The following is a 15,019-nucleotide window of genomic DNA, read 5'->3' as shown; positions in this document are numbered from 1 at the left end:
AATGTTAGATTTATTTAGGAAAAAACGAAGAGAAGAATTGATTATATGTTTTTCAAAAGATAAAACTTCAGAAATGTTAATGAAAAATTTTTTTGAAGCGTATGCCGATAAAATAAAATCAATTACAAATGAACGTGATGAAGAAATAACTTCAAAAACAAAAAAGTTTTTTGTACAATTAAAAAGTGATAGAAAATTGATAATTCAAGTAAATCCAAGTCCTAAATATATTTTAGAAAATGAATTTTTGTTAGAATTATTCATAGAAAAATTCAAATTTAAAAGTTGTAAAGAATTGACTGAAAATGAAATTTTAAGATATACTCGAATATTGATAATTGTTGAAGCATTAAATAGGGAAGAAAAGGACAATGAAGTTTTAAGGAAAAAGTCAATTGAATTTTTTGATGAGTTTCAAAAATTTTTGATAGCTAAAAGATTAAAACACTACCATTACAATAAAAAATATCTTATAAGAGATGAAGAAAAGTGGGATTTCTCAGATTTTATTCCGCCGCTTTCCAAAAAAATGTTTGAAAATTTTGAGATGACAAAAGAAGATACAGCTAGAATGGAAAGAAATATAAAATTGATGAAAGAAAATAAATTGCCTTTTTGTGATAAAATGGAAGTCAACATATCTGAAAAAGATGTGAAAATAAGAAAAAAGTGGGAAATTATAAGAAAAATTGCCGCAATTACTATTACAAGAATAGCAGCACAAACTTATTTTGAAAAAAAATCAGAAGGGGAAAAAAATTTAGCAGAAATTATTGGAATTTTTGAAGAAAAATATCAGTTTAAAGAGATTTTGACAAAGAGAGAAAAAGAGTTTTTAGAAAATAGAGTAGAAAATTCCGAATTAAATGTTGAATTCTATTTTAGACTGGAAACGGCACAGGTGCTTTTGTGGGTTTTATCAATTGGGGAAATGCCAGATTTGAATAATTTTTCTGATTTGACGAATATAATTGAGATTTTAGAAAATGAAAATTTAAAATCACTCGCAAGAAAATGTGAAATTCGTTCAAAAAATCAGATTTTGGATACACTAGATTACCTGTATCGGCTAAATTGGGCAAATGTGGAAATAAAACTGGAAGGCTATGAAAGAATAGTAAATGAAAGTATTTTGTATTTTACAAGATTAGGGCTTGAATGGGTAGTCCAAAGTGATATACCGATGGAAAAAATAATTATTCATACGTAAGATAAATTTATAAAAAAGCGAATAAAACTTCGCTTCTTTTTTAGTTTAACAAATAAATTTTTGCCAAATCAAATAAAAATATCATAACAAGCGACACCGAAACAATAATTCCAAGTCCAAATCTTTTTAGTGATAAAAAAGCAACGACACCCATTCCAATCAATATTTTTACAATGTCATAAGGAGTTGTACCACCTGAAGTGAAAATGTCTGGAAAAACCATAAGCGCCAGTACTGAATACGGCAACGCCTCAAAAAATTTATTCATTATCGGATTTTTTGGAATCTTTACAAACAGCGGCAAAAGCCTTAAAGACACCGTTACCAACGCTGAAATGACGATTACTTTAAAAACTGCTAAATTATTCATTTTCTTTTACCTCATCCTTTCTATGTCTTACCGCATAAATTAAACTTGAACCTATCATAATTAAAATCATTGCCCATCCACTGCTTACCTTATTTAAAATTGGCAAATACATAAATGCCAGTTTTGCGGCAATTACATAAATTACAACTTCAAAAAATTTTGGCAATTTTTGCAGCGACATCACAAGCAAACTAAAATATATTGAATATAAAATAAAACTTAGACTTGCACGAAAAACTTCAGGTATCATATTTCCAAAAAGTGAGCCTAGAACAGAGCTTCCAGCATAGCAGAAATATGGAACTGTATTTAGTCCAATGATATACCAAGGTGAATTTTCTTCCTTTATAATCGCATAAGTTATCGTTTCATCAGTAAGTCCAACTCCAACCAGTATTTTTTCAAACAGTTTAGTTCTATTTTTCAATTGCCTAAAAATTAGTAAATTTAAAAGCAAATATCTCAAATTTATCATAAGTACTGAAATTATGACTTCAATCGCTGTAGAATGCTGCACGTAAACCATTTTCAAAAGCATAGCTTCCGAGCCGCCGGCATAAATTCCAAATGACATCGCTGCTGTAACAATCGTATACATTCCGTTATTTTTAGCAATCAGCCCAACTGTCAGACCAAATGGAATATATGCAATTCCCATTCCAATTCCAGCTTTTAGACCTTTTAAATATTTTTTTTTGTTAATCATTCTTTTCCCTTCTGTTATTTATAGTTATTGTTATTTATATTTTTTAAATAATAAATATTAAGATTTCTTATTAAATAAATAATATTATTTAAAAATTATATCACAATTTTCTCGTTTATTTAACCTTATGCAACTTTTTTTTGAAAAAATAAGAAAAGAAGCTAGTTCATTTTGAGCTAACTTCTTTAATTACGCTATAAAGCGTCTTTTCCTCTCTCTTTTGTTCTAATTCTAATCACATCGTCTATTGGCAAAATAAATATTTTCCCATCTCCAACTTCTCCAGTGTAAACGGCATCTATTATAATGTCAACTAATTTTTCAACATTGTCATCCTGAGTAATTATTTCAATTTTTAATTTAGCCAGTAATGTCGGCGTAATTTTTTGTCCACGAAAACTTTCCGTGTAGCCCTTTTGATTTCCGTGTCCCAAAACTTGGCTTACTGTCATTCCTTTGACTTTGGCTTTTGTCAATGCGTCTTTTAAATCTTCTAATTTATCAGAACGAATTATAACTTCTATTTTTTTCATAATTTTTCTCCTTAAATTAAGAATCTAATCCCATAAATGTTGGGTAAGCAGTTTCCTTATGTTCACTGTCATCCATTCCCACAGCTTCTTCTCTATCTGTAGCTCTAAGCGGTAAAAATACTCCGATAACTTTTATTATCACAAATGTAAAAGTTCCTGCCCAAATAGCCGTTATCAGTATGGCAGCAATTGTCGCACCAAATAAATGAGTTCCGCCATATAAAAGTCCAAAATTTCCCTTTTCTGGCGTTAAACTTGGCGTTGTAAAAATCGCTGTTGCAATTCCTCCAAAAATTCCACCAACACCATGACAGCCGAAAGCATCTAATGCATCGTCGTATTGCAATTTATGTTTTAAACTTGAAATTGCAAAATAGCAAATTGGACTGACTAACAATCCCATTAAAATTGCTGAGCCGTACGAAACATAACCTGCACCTGGCGTAATTGCCACAAGTCCTGCAACTAGACCAGTTGAAGTTCCAACTAATGTAGGAGTTCCGTTACTTAACTTTTCAATAATTACCCAAGAGCATGTTGCCGCAGCAAGTGATAGCATTGTCGTAATAAAAGCGTGAATCGCTGTACTATTTGCTTCAAGAGCTGAACCTGCATTAAATCCTAGCCAGCCGAATGCCAAAATTCCTGTTCCAAGCAGTACAAAAGGCACATTATGCGGACGATACTCGGTTCTTGTAAATTCTCTTCTCTTTCCGATAATTGTCGCTAAAACAAGTCCAGACACTCCTGATGAAATGTGAACGACATCTCCACCAGCAAAATCTAATGCTCCCATTTTTGCAAGAAGTCCTCCGCCCCAGACCATGTGAGCTAAAGGATAATAAACAAATATTAACCAAATTGGAGCAAAAACTAAAAATGGTGCAAACTTTATTCTCCCAGTTACGGCACCTGTTGCAATGCTTACCGTAATTATTGAAAACATCATTTGAAATAATGCAAAAACTGCATCTGGAATTTTATAGCCTTTTGTACTCGTTGTTTCACTGACTCCGCTAAATAAAATATTTCCAAAATTTCCTATAAATTTCCCGTTTCCAGAAAACGCTAGGGAATAACCTACTAAAAACCACATCACAACTGCAATAGCAATTGGAAGAATAACCATCATCATCGTATTAATGACATTTTTTCTTCGTCCCAGACCTCCGTAAAAAAAAGCTAGTCCCGGCGTCATAAAAAGCACTAATGCTGATGAAAATAAAATAAAAACTACACTTGCTGTATCCATACTGATACCTCCTTTAAAATATATTTCGACATCTGCGTGTCTTATTCAACAAAAATATTTTATCATTTTTTGAATCATTTGTAAAATATATTATTTTTATAATTTTGATATATATAATATATAAATTGGAGTATAAAACTTCATTTTAGTATAATTTTTATTTTCAATAAAATGTTTTATTTTTTGAAAAAAATTTGGAGATTTTTGATGAAAAAATAAAAAATTAGGAAATATTATTCTAGAAATAAAAAATAAAAAGACAAAAATTATTTATTGTGGTAAAATATAAAAGTAAAATAGAAATAGAGAGGAGAAAGAAGTGTTATTTTTGAAAAATGGTGTTGATGTTTTTGGAAAAAAAATTGAGCTTTTAATTTTAGATGATAAAATTTTTAAAATTGGAGAAAAAATTTTGGAAAATGAAATTGAAGAATTTGAGAAAGAAAATAGCGACAAGAATTTAAAAATTATTGATTTGAACGGGAAATTAGTAATGCCAGGAGTTATTGATATTCATACGCATATGAGAGAGCCGGGATTTACTTATAAAGAAGATTTTGCAACAGGAAGCAGAGCGTGTGCCAAAGCAGGAATTACAACATTTTATGATATGCCAAATACAATTCCAACGACGACAACTTTAAAAGCGCTGGAAGAAAAAAAGAAATTGGCGGCTAGAAAATCTATTGTAAATTATGGATTTCATTTTGGTGGAAGTAAAAATGATAACGCCAGCGAAATAAAAAAAGTTCTTGAAAGCGGCAAAGTAAATACTGTAAAAATATTTATGAATGTTTCGACAGGAGAAATGCTTATCGAAGATGACGAAATTTTGAAAAAAGTGTTTGAAAATTCTAAATTGGTATTGGTCCACGCTGAAAATGAGATGATTGACAAAGCACTAAAACTTAATAAAGATTATGGAAATGGACTTTATGTTTGCCACATTCCGTCAAAAGAAGAATTGATTAAAGTGCTGGTCGCAAAAAAAGATAAGGATTTTAACAACGAAAAGCATCCCATTTATGCGGAAGTTACGCCACATCACTTGTTTTTGAATGAAGAAATTAGAGAAAGTACCAAGAGAAATAAAATGCTTTTGAGAATGAAACCAGAGCTTAGAACAAAAGCTGACAATGAATTTTTGTGGGAAGCGTTAAATAATGGTGAAATTGATACAATTGGAACGGATCACGCACCACACTTAATTTCAGAAAAATTAGAAAAAATAACTTTTGGAATGCCAGGAGTGGAAACTTCACTTGCTTTAATGCTAAATGCTTATAATGAAAAAAGAGTGAAATTGGAAACAATTCAAAAACTGATGTGTGAAAATCCTGCAGAAATAATGAAAATCAAAAAAAGAGGAAAACTAAAAGAAGGATATTTTGCAGATATTATAGCTGTTGATTTATCAAAAGAATGGACTGTTGGAATTGATGACACAATTGAGTCAAAATGTGGCTGGACACCTTATGAAAACTGGAAATTAAAAGGCAAAAATATTTTGACAATCGTTAATGGAAAAATTGTTTTTGAAAATGGAAAATTTAGTGATAGTTTAGAAAATGGAAGGGAAGTGGAATTTTATGAGTAAAAATTTAAGTTTGGAAGAGAGAGTAGCAAAGGCGTTATTTGATGTAAAAGCGGTAAAAATCAATGTTAATGAACCTTTTACATTTGCGTCTGGAATAAAAAGTCCAATTTATTGCGACAACAGATTTGTCTTGGGATTTTCTCACGAGAGAGATGTCATTGTGGATGGATTTATTCAAGCGATTGACAGTGACGTAGATGTCATTGTGGGAGTTGCAACGGCAGGAATTCCTTGGGCCTCATTTATTGCGGATAGAATGAAAAAACCTCTTGCATATGTCAGAAACAAACCAAAAGATCATGGAGCTGGAAAACAGATTGAAGGTGCCGAAGTTAAGGGGAAAAAAGTTGTTGTAATTGAAGATTTGATTACGACTGGGAAAAGCAGCTTAATTGCTGTTGATGTGCTTCAAAAAGAGAAAGTGGCTGATATGGAAGTAAAATCAATTTTTACTTACGGATTTGACGCTGCAAAAGAAAATTACAATAAATTTAACTGTAAATTTAGTTCTCTATCAAATTTTAATGTTTTGATAAATTTACTTAAAAATACAGATTATTTGACAAAAGAAGAAGCAGAAATTGCACTTGAATGGAGTAAAAGTCCAAATACTTGGGGAGTTAAATAAATTTGAATTTTGTTCAAAAATAAAATAATTTGAACTAAAATCAAAATATTTAAATTTTAAAATTTTGAAAAGATAAGTTAAAAAAATGGAATGAAAAAATAAAGGATAAAAAAATTGCTGATTATTTATAATTTCAGACTTCTAAAAAGTTAAAATTACAAATTTTCAGCGTAATTTTTATTTTAAATTATGGACGAAGTTTTGCTAATTCTTCAATGTCAATGTCAGCATCGTAGTCGACATTGTCAAAATCAAATCCATTTAATTGCATAAATTCTTCTCTTGCACCTTTGTAATCACTAACTTCCTTAAAATTTTCAGGTGTTACTTTGTCCCATAAAGCTTCTACCTCAGCTTGGACATCTTCTCTCATTTCCAAGTTATCAGGTCTTAATCTTCTTTCGTCATCAATTACACGGTTATTTCCATAAACCATATCTTTTAATAATCTATGTTTTTGTTGAATTGTTCCTTCATGGATACCTTTTTCTTTCATAACTTTGTAAAGAAGAGCGGCATATAGTGGGAATATAGGGATAACTGCACTAGCTTTTGTCATTAACGCTTTACTTAACGATACATAAGCTTCCCCATTAACTTTTTCTTTTAAAAAGTCATTTAGAATATCGGCAGTATGTTCTAAATCTCTTTTTGCAGCTCCAATTGTCCCATCTTTATAAATTCCGTAAGTTACTTTTGGACCTAAATATGAATAAGCTACTGTCTTAAAACCGTCAGCTAAAACATTGGCATCAGAAAGAGCTTCGATCCATAATTTCCAGTCTTCACCACCCATTACTTTTACTGTACTTTTGATTTCATCAGGTGTAGCAACTCCCATTGTAGTTTCTTCCATTGTTTCTTTTTCAAAATTTATTGTAGGACCTGTGATTTCCTCTTTTGTAGACTTTAGCGCTGATCTGTAGGTTTTACCATCTTTTGGATCAGTTCTCACTCCACTTGCGAGACTATAAATTAACAAGTCAATTTTTCCACCGAATTCTTCTTTTATATATTTTATGACTTCAGCTTTCATTTCATTGGAAAAAGCATCTCCAATGAAATTTTTTGCAGGTATTCCATCTTTTTTTGCAGCTTGGGTAAAAGCAATTGTATTCCACCAACCAGCAGAACCGACTCTTTTTCCTTCCACACCTTTTTCAAATGCAACTCCGATTGTTTCAGCTCCCGCACCGAAAGCTAATGAAATTCTTGTTGAAAGTCCGTATCCCGATGATGAACCTATTATTAAGACTTTTTTTGGTCCTTTATATTTATCTTGTGATTTTATATAGTCAATTTGTCTTTTTACAAATTCTTTTGCTCCTATGGGATGGTTAGTTAGAGCTAATCCACCTTTTAATCTAGGTTTTATTACCATTATTTCCTCCTAATTAATTATTAAAAAAATCATTTTTTATGCACTTTTCTAAATAATACCATATTTTTTACATCTTTTACAAGGATTATTTTATTTTAAAATAAAATTTATAACTTTGATAATCAAAGTAATTTATTTATATTTTTAAAATTTAAAAAATTGTATAAATATTTGAAAAAATATGATATGATATTAAATATATAAAATCTTGAAAAGAAACAAAAGGAGAGAGGGAGAGAGAAGAAATAGAAAAAATGAATGAAAAAACAGAAAAAATTGATATTTTGGAGTTAAATTTGGAAAAATTGCAAAAAAAATTTATCTTGTTAGGACTTAAAAAATTTAACGCAACTCAAGTATTTGATTGGCTTCATAATAAACTTGAATTTGATTTTGACAATTTTTCAAATATTTCAAAAAAAGATAGGGAAGTTTTACATAAAAATTTTTTTGTGGAAAAACTGAAATTTAAAGCTCATCAAGTCTCATTGGATAAGCAAACTGAAAAATTTCTTTTTGAGCTAAAAGATAAAAAATTTATTGAAAGCGTATTAATAACCCATAAGAATAGGTACACGCTCTGTGTTTCATCACAAATTGGATGTCTTATGAACTGTGATTTTTGTGCGACAGCTCTGATGGGTTATGAGCGTAATTTGTCTGTTTCAGAGATTTTGCTTCAATATTACTACGTTCAGAAACATCTTTTAAAGCGTGGTAAAAAACTTGGAAATGTCGTTTATATGGGAATGGGAGAGCCTTTTTTAAACTATGAAGCCGTAATTTCATCAATAAATATGTTAAATTCCCCAAAAGGACAAAATTTTTCTAAAAGAAATTTTACGATTTCAACAAGCGGAGTCGTTCCGGTAATAAAAAAATTTACTTTAGATGAATCACAAATTCACTTGGCAATTTCTCTTCATTCAATAAGAGATGAAATTAGAAATCAAATTATGCCAATAAATAAAACCTGGAATGTGAGTCAATTAAGGCAGGCACTTTTGGAATACCAAAAAAAGACAAAAAATCGAATTACATTTGAATATATTTTAATTGATGAGTTAAATTGTGAGCCCAAAGATGCAAGAGAATTAGCGGAATTTTTAAGTTCGTTTAACTGCCTTGTAAATCTTATTCCATATAATCCAGTTGGAGGAAAAGTTTATAAGACGCCACCAAAAGCTAAACAAAGAGAGTTTTATAAAATATTAAAAGATAAAAATGTTAATGTGACACTTAGAGAAACAAAAGGTCAGGATATTGCAGCAGCTTGTGGACAATTAAAGGCTGAAAAACAGTTAGAAAAAGTAAAGTAACGTTTTGAAAGGTAGGAAAAATAAAATGGAAATGAAGAAAGCAGAAAAAAAAGAAAAAGTAAAAAAACCGAAAAAAAAATTTAGATTTCTCCCTTTTCTTTTTAAAGTTTTTTTATTTTTTTGTGTAATTGGAGTTGGAGCACTAGCATACTTAGTTTACACGGTAAACAGAGACACACCGGTTGACTTAATTGACGGATATGCTCCAGTTTCACCTTCGGTTATTTATGATATGAACGGAAATCAAATTGACACAATAATGGTTCAAAATCGTGATCCAATAGGGATCGGAGATATTCCAGAAGATGTGCAAAATGCTTTTTTGGCGATAGAAGACAGGAAGTTTAGAAGTCATCACGGAATAGATTTCGTCCGTACAGCTAAAGCAATATTTTTGACAGTAACAGGAAAACGTCGGGAAGGTGGAAGTACGATAACACAGCAACTTGCAAAAAATGCGTTTTTATCACCGGAGCAAACTGTGTCAAGAAAATTAAAAGAAGCGATTTTGGCAATAGAAATTGAAAGAAAATATACAAAAGATGAAATTTTGGAAAATTATTTAAATACAATTTATTTTGGACAAGGTGCTTACGGAATAAAAAATGCAGCAATCAAATATTTTAACAGAGAACCTAAAAATTTAACAATTGCACAAGCAGCAATTTTAGCAAGTTTGCCAAAATCTCCGACAAAATATTCAAAATTAAAATATGCGCTTGAAAGACAAAAAATAGTCTTGCATCAAATGAGAGAATATGGATTTATAACTGATGAGCAATATAACGATGCAATTAATGAAAAAATTGCCTTTAAAAATGGGGATATAAAAAGTCGAAATGAAGAAGAACAAATTTCAACTTCAAACGTTGCGCCAGAATTTACGACAATTGTGCTAAGTGAACTAAGAAAAATTTTGAAGATATCCGAAGAAGATCAGAAATTTTTATTTGATGGTTACAAAGTTTATGCAACTGTTGACTTAGACTTACAAAGAGCTGCATATAAAGCATTTAACAGCAATTACAATTTAAAGACTCGAGCAGGTTTAAATGGAGCGCTATATTCAATAGATCCAAGCAACGGATTTGTTAAAGCGATGGTTGGAGGAAAAAATTATAAAAAAGGAAACTTTAACCGTGCTATAAGTTCATTACGGCAACCAGGTTCGTCATTTAAACCAATAGTGTATTTAGCAGCACTCCAGAAAAAAATGACAATGGCAAGCGTGATGGAAGATTCACCAGTAAAAATTAACAATTGGTCGCCTAAAAACTTTGATGGAAGTTACAGAGATAGCATGACGTTAGACAAAGCAATAGAAATTTCAAACAACATAATTCCTGTAAAATTATTGCAATATGTGGGAATTCCTAAAGCTGAAAAAGTCTGGCGAGATGCTGGAGTGGTTGGAGGAGATTTTCCTAAAAACTTTACATTGGCACTAGGGTCAATTTCTACAAAACCTTCAGATATGGCGATGTTTTATGCGGCACTTGCAAATGGAGGTTATCAAGTTGAGCCACAATATATTTACAAAGTTGAAAATAAATATGGTGAAGTCATTTATGAAGCGAAACCTAAAATGAAAAAAGTTTACGATTCAAAAGATGTGGCAGTTCTTACATATATGCTAGAAAATGCTGTAAATTACGGAACTGGTCAATCGGCAAAAGTATTTAAAAACGGTCAGTTAATCCCAATGGCTGGAAAAACTGGAACGACTTCAGATTATGTATCAGCTTGGTTCACAGGTTACACACCAACTCTTGCGACAGTCGTGTATGTCGGAAATGATGACAACAAGTCAATGGGAACTGGAATGACAGGAGGATCAGCTGCAGCACCAATTTGGAAAAATTATATGCAGTCAGTTGTGGATTTGCCAAATTACAATGTTGGAGTGTTTGAGTTTATCGATGATTATATCAAGAGAAAAGATTTGACAACAAGAGAAATTGACTTGGAAAACGGATTACTCGATACGGACGGCGTAAATAAGAGAACTATGTTATTTAAAGCTGGAACAGAGCCGATAGAATATGACAACAAATTTAGAGGCGGAATAAGATTTTAAGAAAATATGGGAAGCATAAAAAAATTACAACTTATTATATATATTTGTAAAAGCTTTTAAAGTTTTATGACATGGCTATTTAAATAAATTACTCACTTAGCATTTTTGCCAAGTGAGTAATTTTTATATATTTGAATATTTATAAACTTTAGTGGGAAGAGCTGTCAAAAATCCGATGATTTTTAAGATTTTACTGTAATATTTGTATTACTCATTTTCTTTTTTCTCTTCTTCTTGTTTTTCATTTTTTTGTTTGTTATTCAAAGTCATAATGATTTTTTCAATTTTTTTATTTTTAACTTTTTGTGGTTTAAAGACAATGTTGTCAATTTGTATTGGCTCTATATTTTCTGAATCTTCTGGAATATACCCCAGCTTTTCAATTAAAAGTCCATTTAATGTGTCATAATATTTAGATTCTAAATTAAAATGAAAGTTATCGTTTAAGTCATTCAAGGAAATTTCCCCGTTTACTAAATATTTGTTTTTTGAAAATGGCAATTTTGTTATTGTTAAGTCTTCATCATCAAATTCATCGGATATATTTCCCATAACTTCTTCAATCAAGTCTTCCAGAGTAACGATTCCCGAAAAACCACCGTATTCATCAATTAAAATAGCAATATGTTTTTTTTCAGACTGCATTTCGTTAAATAATTCATTCACATTTTTAGTTTCCGGTACAAAGTAGGCTTCTTGCACCAAATTTGCAATATTTACGTTGTCAAATCCTTTTTTGTATGCTTCAATCATCAAATCCTTTGTCATTAAAACACCTATGATATTGTCAGCTTCTTCTTCATAGACTGGAATTCTTGAATAACGCTCAATTTCTTTATTTTCAAACAATTTCTGAATTGAAATATTCTTGTCAACCAAAAAAACTTTTGTTCTTGGAATCATAATTTCCCGCGCAATTTTTTCGTCAAACACAATTATATTTTCTATCATCTCTTTTTCAGCTTCATTAATTACACCGTGTTCCTGTCCAACTTCCACAAGCGAACGGAGTTCTTCTTTAGAAACCTTTTCTTCAATATTATCTTCTTTCATTCTCAAAATAGTCAAAACTAAATTTGTTGACAGTGTCAAAAATTTCACAAATGGTGAAAATATTTTTGAGACAAAGACAATCACACCGATAGTGCGAAGTGAGATTTTTTCGGAATCTCTAAGTGCAATTCGCTTTGGAATAAGCTCTCCAAAAACAAGAGTTATGTAAGAAAGCAAAAAAGTCATTAGAATCATAGAAAGCTGGCTAGTATACGGAACATTAAATTTTTTTAAAAAGTCAGAAAAATAATGCGATAAACCAGTTGCAGCTGATGCAGAAGCAAAAAAACTTGCAAGAGTTATTCCCACTTGAATTGTTGATAAAAATTTACTTGGTTCATTGAGTAAATTATTTAATAATATTGCTTTTTTATTTCCTTCTTCAATTAAAATTTTTATTTTATTTTTATTAACTGAAACGATGGACATTTCCGCAGCGGAAAAAAAGGCATTAATTCCAGTTAAAATAATTATTATTACTATTTGTAATAATAAGTTGCCCTCGGACATTTTTTATTTCCTCCTAAATTTTTTATTTAACGCTATTATAGCATATTTTTTTAAATAAAAAAAGGAAACAATAGGATAAGGATGGTTTAAAAATTTTAGTGGCAGATTTTTAATTTTAAATTTTTTAAGTTATTCTCGATTACAAAATGTTATTTTGTTTAGTATAGTTTTTTATTTTTTTACATAAGGGGAAAGGACCGCCATTTCCCCTTATAATCCCCACGCTCGTCTAAGCATTTTTTTGAAGCAAAGCCGAAACTCACTTCGTTCAGACAGTCGTCTTTACTCCAAAAAAATCACGACACCTTTTGTATAATATTAGAATTTTAAACCGTCGGAGCATTTTTATGTGCTGACAAAACTGTTTGAGCACGATTAGTGCGAGTTTTTTGGCAGTGCATAAAAATGACGAAGACTAGCCGGGGTGCAGGGGTGCGGCGATGAGCACTTCTGCTTAAAAAAGGAATAGGAAAACATTGTTATTTTAGTAACTTTCTGGATTGAATAAGAAACTTAAAATAGAAGTTTTTATTTCCCCTAAATATTTTACTCTGTCATAGGATAAGGAAACAATAGGATTAAGATACGGTTTAAATTTTTCTGTTATATAAAGAATACTTAGATGAGTTTGGAAATTATAAGGGGAAAATGGCGTTTTTTTCCCCTTATGTACAAAGATATAAAACTTATAGTAAACAAAATAATATCTTGTGAGCAAAAATAAATTAGAAAATATTGAAATTAAAACTTGCCCTTAAAATTTTTACATTATCACAGGATATTTAAGATAAAATAAAAATTTTAAATATTTTCTAAAAATAATTTTGCATTTTTTATTTGCATTTCTACATTTTTAATTGAAGTTCCACCAAAAGAATTTCTTTTATTTACACAAGTTTGAATTGTAATTTCATTTTTAATGTCGTCTTTAAATATTTCTGAAAATTTGTGAAATTCAGACATTGTCATATCTTCGATTGCAATTTTTTTATTTTCACAATAAGATACAATTTCACCAACAATTTTATGCGCTTGTCTAAATGGAATACCATGTTTTGCAAGGTAATCTGCTACATCAGTCGCATTTAAAAATCCATATTTCATTGAAGTCAGGATTTTTTCTTTATTTACTGTAACTGTGTCAAGCATTGAATAAAAAATTTCAATACAAAGCTTTATGTTATCAATTGAGTCAAATATTCCTTCCTTGTCTTCCTGCATATCTTTGTTGTAAGCTAGTGGCAAAGCTTTCATAGTTGTTAAAACCGCCATTAGATTACCATAGATTCTACCGGTTTTTCCTCGTACAAGTTCTGCAATATCGGGATTTTTTTTCTGTGGCATAATTGAAGAACCAGTCGCAAAAGCATCGTCCAAATTTATAAATGAAAATTCTGATGTACACCAAATGATTATTTCTTCAGAAAATCTTGATAAATGCATTGAAATTACAGAAATAATCATACTTAATTCAATTATAAAATCTCTATCGCTCACAGAATCCAGACTGTTTTCGGTTGGTTTTGAAAATCCAAGTTCTTTTGCGACAAAATGCCTATCTAAATCAAAAGTTGTTCCAGCCAAAGCCCCCGCTCCAAGCGGCATTTCATCACTTCTTTTTAAAAAGTCATCAATTCTTAAAATATCTCTTTTAAACATTTGAAAATAAGCCATCAAATGATGAGAAAACAAAATAGGCTGTGCTCTTTGCAAATGTGTGTAACCAGGAATGATAATGTCTTTGTATTTTTCTGACAATGTTAAAATAACATTTTCAAAAGTTACAAGAAGTTTTTTTATTTTAGTAGCTTCTTTTCTTACATACATTCTTGTATCAAGTGCCACTTGATCGTTTCGGCTCCGAGCCGTATGAAGTTTTCCAGCAATAGATCCAATGATTTCAGTTAGTCTTTTTTCAATTGACATATGAATATCCTCATCTTCAATTTTAAATTTAAAATATCCATTTTCAATTTCATTTTTTATTTGAAGTAATCCTTTTTCAATCTTTTTTTGCTCTTCAAAAGAAATAATCCCTTGTTTTGCAAGCATTTTACTGTGAGCAATGCTTCCTTTTATGTCTTCCTCATATATTCTCTTATCAAAAGTAATAGACGCATTAAATTTTTCCAGTAGTTTATCAGTTTCTTTATTAAATCGTCCTTCCCACATCTTTTTCATATTTTATTATTCCTTTCCTAAAAAATTATTATTTTTATTAATATTATAGCAAAAAAGAGGATATTTAAAAGTTAAAAAAATTATTCTAAATTTTTAGCATAATTTTAAAAACATTATCGGACGTTATATTTTATTAATATACTTAAATTCACAACATAAAAAACTAAAATCTTATTTTAAAATTTTTACTCCACCTTCATTT

The 15,019-nt window shown here is 30.2% G+C and carries 12 protein-coding genes; 5 read left to right on the top strand and 7 right to left on the bottom strand.

Annotation, left to right across the window (positions count from 1 at the left end; genetic code table 11):
• The first annotated feature begins 1 nt into the window (after position 1).
• Positions 2–1,210, top strand: a complete 1,209-nt coding sequence (locus AXF11_RS00710; RefSeq protein WP_231724791.1) for a DUF4272 domain-containing protein — start codon at positions 2–4, stop codon at positions 1,208–1,210.
• A 40-nt stretch (positions 1,211–1,250) separates the two neighbouring features.
• On the opposite strand, the gene AXF11_RS00705 is transcribed toward AXF11_RS00710, so the two are convergent.
• From AXF11_RS00705 to AXF11_RS00690, 4 genes are all read right to left on the bottom strand, one after another.
• The gene (locus AXF11_RS00705) at positions 1,251–1,580 is read right to left on the bottom strand and encodes an AzlD domain-containing protein (protein WP_068154046.1); all 330 of its coding nucleotides are present in this window, start codon (positions 1,578–1,580) and stop codon (positions 1,251–1,253) included.
• Positions 1,573–2,286, bottom strand: coding sequence for an AzlC family ABC transporter permease (locus tag AXF11_RS00700; RefSeq protein WP_068154045.1), 714 nt, complete (start codon positions 2,284–2,286; stop codon positions 1,573–1,575). The genes AXF11_RS00705 and AXF11_RS00700 overlap by 8 nt, the downstream gene beginning before the upstream one ends.
• 194 nt (positions 2,287–2,480) lie before the next feature.
• The gene (locus tag AXF11_RS00695) at positions 2,481–2,819 is read right to left on the bottom strand and encodes a P-II family nitrogen regulator (RefSeq protein WP_068154044.1); all 339 of its coding nucleotides are present in this window, start codon (positions 2,817–2,819) and stop codon (positions 2,481–2,483) included.
• A 16-nt stretch (positions 2,820–2,835) separates the two neighbouring features.
• Positions 2,836–4,071: an ammonium transporter gene (locus AXF11_RS00690; protein WP_068154043.1), complete on the bottom strand. Its 1,236-nt coding sequence runs from the start codon at positions 4,069–4,071 to the stop codon at positions 2,836–2,838.
• Between the two features lie 319 nt (positions 4,072–4,390).
• Here AXF11_RS00690 and AXF11_RS00685 point away from each other — a divergent pair, with 319 nt between their 5' ends.
• Together AXF11_RS00685 and pyrE are read left to right on the top strand one after the other, a co-directional pair.
• Positions 4,391–5,668, top strand: a complete 1,278-nt coding sequence (locus AXF11_RS00685) for a dihydroorotase (RefSeq protein ID WP_068154042.1) — start codon at positions 4,391–4,393, stop codon at positions 5,666–5,668.
• Complete coding sequence (gene pyrE / locus AXF11_RS00680; RefSeq protein WP_068154041.1) at positions 5,661–6,296, top strand: orotate phosphoribosyltransferase; 636 nt, start codon at positions 5,661–5,663, stop codon at positions 6,294–6,296. Before AXF11_RS00685 ends, pyrE begins: the two co-directional genes overlap by 8 nt.
• A 187-nt stretch (positions 6,297–6,483) precedes the next feature.
• On the opposite strand, the gene fabV is transcribed toward pyrE, so the two are convergent.
• Positions 6,484–7,677, bottom strand: coding sequence for an enoyl-ACP reductase FabV (fabV, locus tag AXF11_RS00675; protein WP_068154040.1), 1,194 nt, complete (start codon positions 7,675–7,677; stop codon positions 6,484–6,486).
• Between the two features lie 254 nt (positions 7,678–7,931).
• Between fabV and rlmN the strand changes: the two genes are divergently transcribed.
• The gene (gene rlmN, locus AXF11_RS00670) at positions 7,932–8,996 is read left to right on the top strand and encodes a 23S rRNA (adenine(2503)-C(2))-methyltransferase RlmN (protein ID WP_068154039.1); all 1,065 of its coding nucleotides are present in this window, start codon (positions 7,932–7,934) and stop codon (positions 8,994–8,996) included.
• A 25-nt stretch (positions 8,997–9,021) separates the two neighbouring features.
• Positions 9,022–11,073, top strand: coding sequence for a transglycosylase domain-containing protein (locus AXF11_RS00665; protein WP_442915257.1), 2,052 nt, complete (start codon positions 9,022–9,024; stop codon positions 11,071–11,073).
• Between the two features lie 207 nt (positions 11,074–11,280).
• Here AXF11_RS00665 and AXF11_RS00660 read toward each other — a convergent pair whose 3' ends face one another.
• Both AXF11_RS00660 and argH read right to left on the bottom strand, forming a co-directional pair.
• Complete coding sequence (locus tag AXF11_RS00660; protein WP_068154038.1) at positions 11,281–12,636, bottom strand: hemolysin family protein; 1,356 nt, start codon at positions 12,634–12,636, stop codon at positions 11,281–11,283.
• 801 nt (positions 12,637–13,437) lie between these two features.
• On the bottom strand, positions 13,438–14,817 hold the full coding sequence (argH, locus tag AXF11_RS00655) for an argininosuccinate lyase (RefSeq protein WP_068154037.1): 1,380 nt from the start codon (positions 14,815–14,817) through the stop codon (positions 13,438–13,440).
• Positions 14,818–15,019 lie beyond the last annotated feature (202 nt).

This window comes from Leptotrichia sp. oral taxon 847 (genome assembly GCF_001553645.1).
Lineage (GTDB): Bacteria > Fusobacteriota > Fusobacteriia > Fusobacteriales > Leptotrichiaceae > Leptotrichia.
The sequence above is the reverse complement of the archived record's forward strand: the minus strand, read 5'-3'. Positions and strand labels throughout refer to the sequence as shown.

What these genes read in the sequence shown, in the direction of transcription:
- AXF11_RS00710 (WP_231724791.1), top strand. Translation starts at nt 2, where the DNA reads ATGTTAGATTTATTTAGGAAAAAACGAAGAGAAGAATTGATTATATGT.
- AXF11_RS00705 (WP_068154046.1), bottom strand. Translation starts at nt 1,580, where the DNA reads ATGAATAATTTAGCAGTTTTTAAAGTAATCGTCATTTCAGCGTTGGTA.
- AXF11_RS00700 (WP_068154045.1), bottom strand. Translation starts at nt 2,286, where the DNA reads ATGATTAACAAAAAAAAATATTTAAAAGGTCTAAAAGCTGGAATTGGA.
- AXF11_RS00695 (WP_068154044.1), bottom strand. Translation starts at nt 2,819, where the DNA reads ATGAAAAAAATAGAAGTTATAATTCGTTCTGATAAATTAGAAGATTTA.
- AXF11_RS00690 (WP_068154043.1), bottom strand. Translation starts at nt 4,071, where the DNA reads ATGGATACAGCAAGTGTAGTTTTTATTTTATTTTCATCAGCATTAGTG.
- pyrE (WP_068154041.1), top strand. Translation starts at nt 5,661, where the DNA reads ATGAGTAAAAATTTAAGTTTGGAAGAGAGAGTAGCAAAGGCGTTATTT.
- fabV (WP_068154040.1), bottom strand. Translation starts at nt 7,677, where the DNA reads ATGGTAATAAAACCTAGATTAAAAGGTGGATTAGCTCTAACTAACCAT.
- rlmN (WP_068154039.1), top strand. Translation starts at nt 7,932, where the DNA reads ATGAATGAAAAAACAGAAAAAATTGATATTTTGGAGTTAAATTTGGAA.
- AXF11_RS00665 (WP_442915257.1), top strand. Translation starts at nt 9,022, where the DNA reads ATGGAAATGAAGAAAGCAGAAAAAAAAGAAAAAGTAAAAAAACCGAAA.
- AXF11_RS00660 (WP_068154038.1), bottom strand. Translation starts at nt 12,636, where the DNA reads ATGTCCGAGGGCAACTTATTATTACAAATAGTAATAATAATTATTTTA.
- argH (WP_068154037.1), bottom strand. Translation starts at nt 14,817, where the DNA reads ATGAAAAAGATGTGGGAAGGACGATTTAATAAAGAAACTGATAAACTA.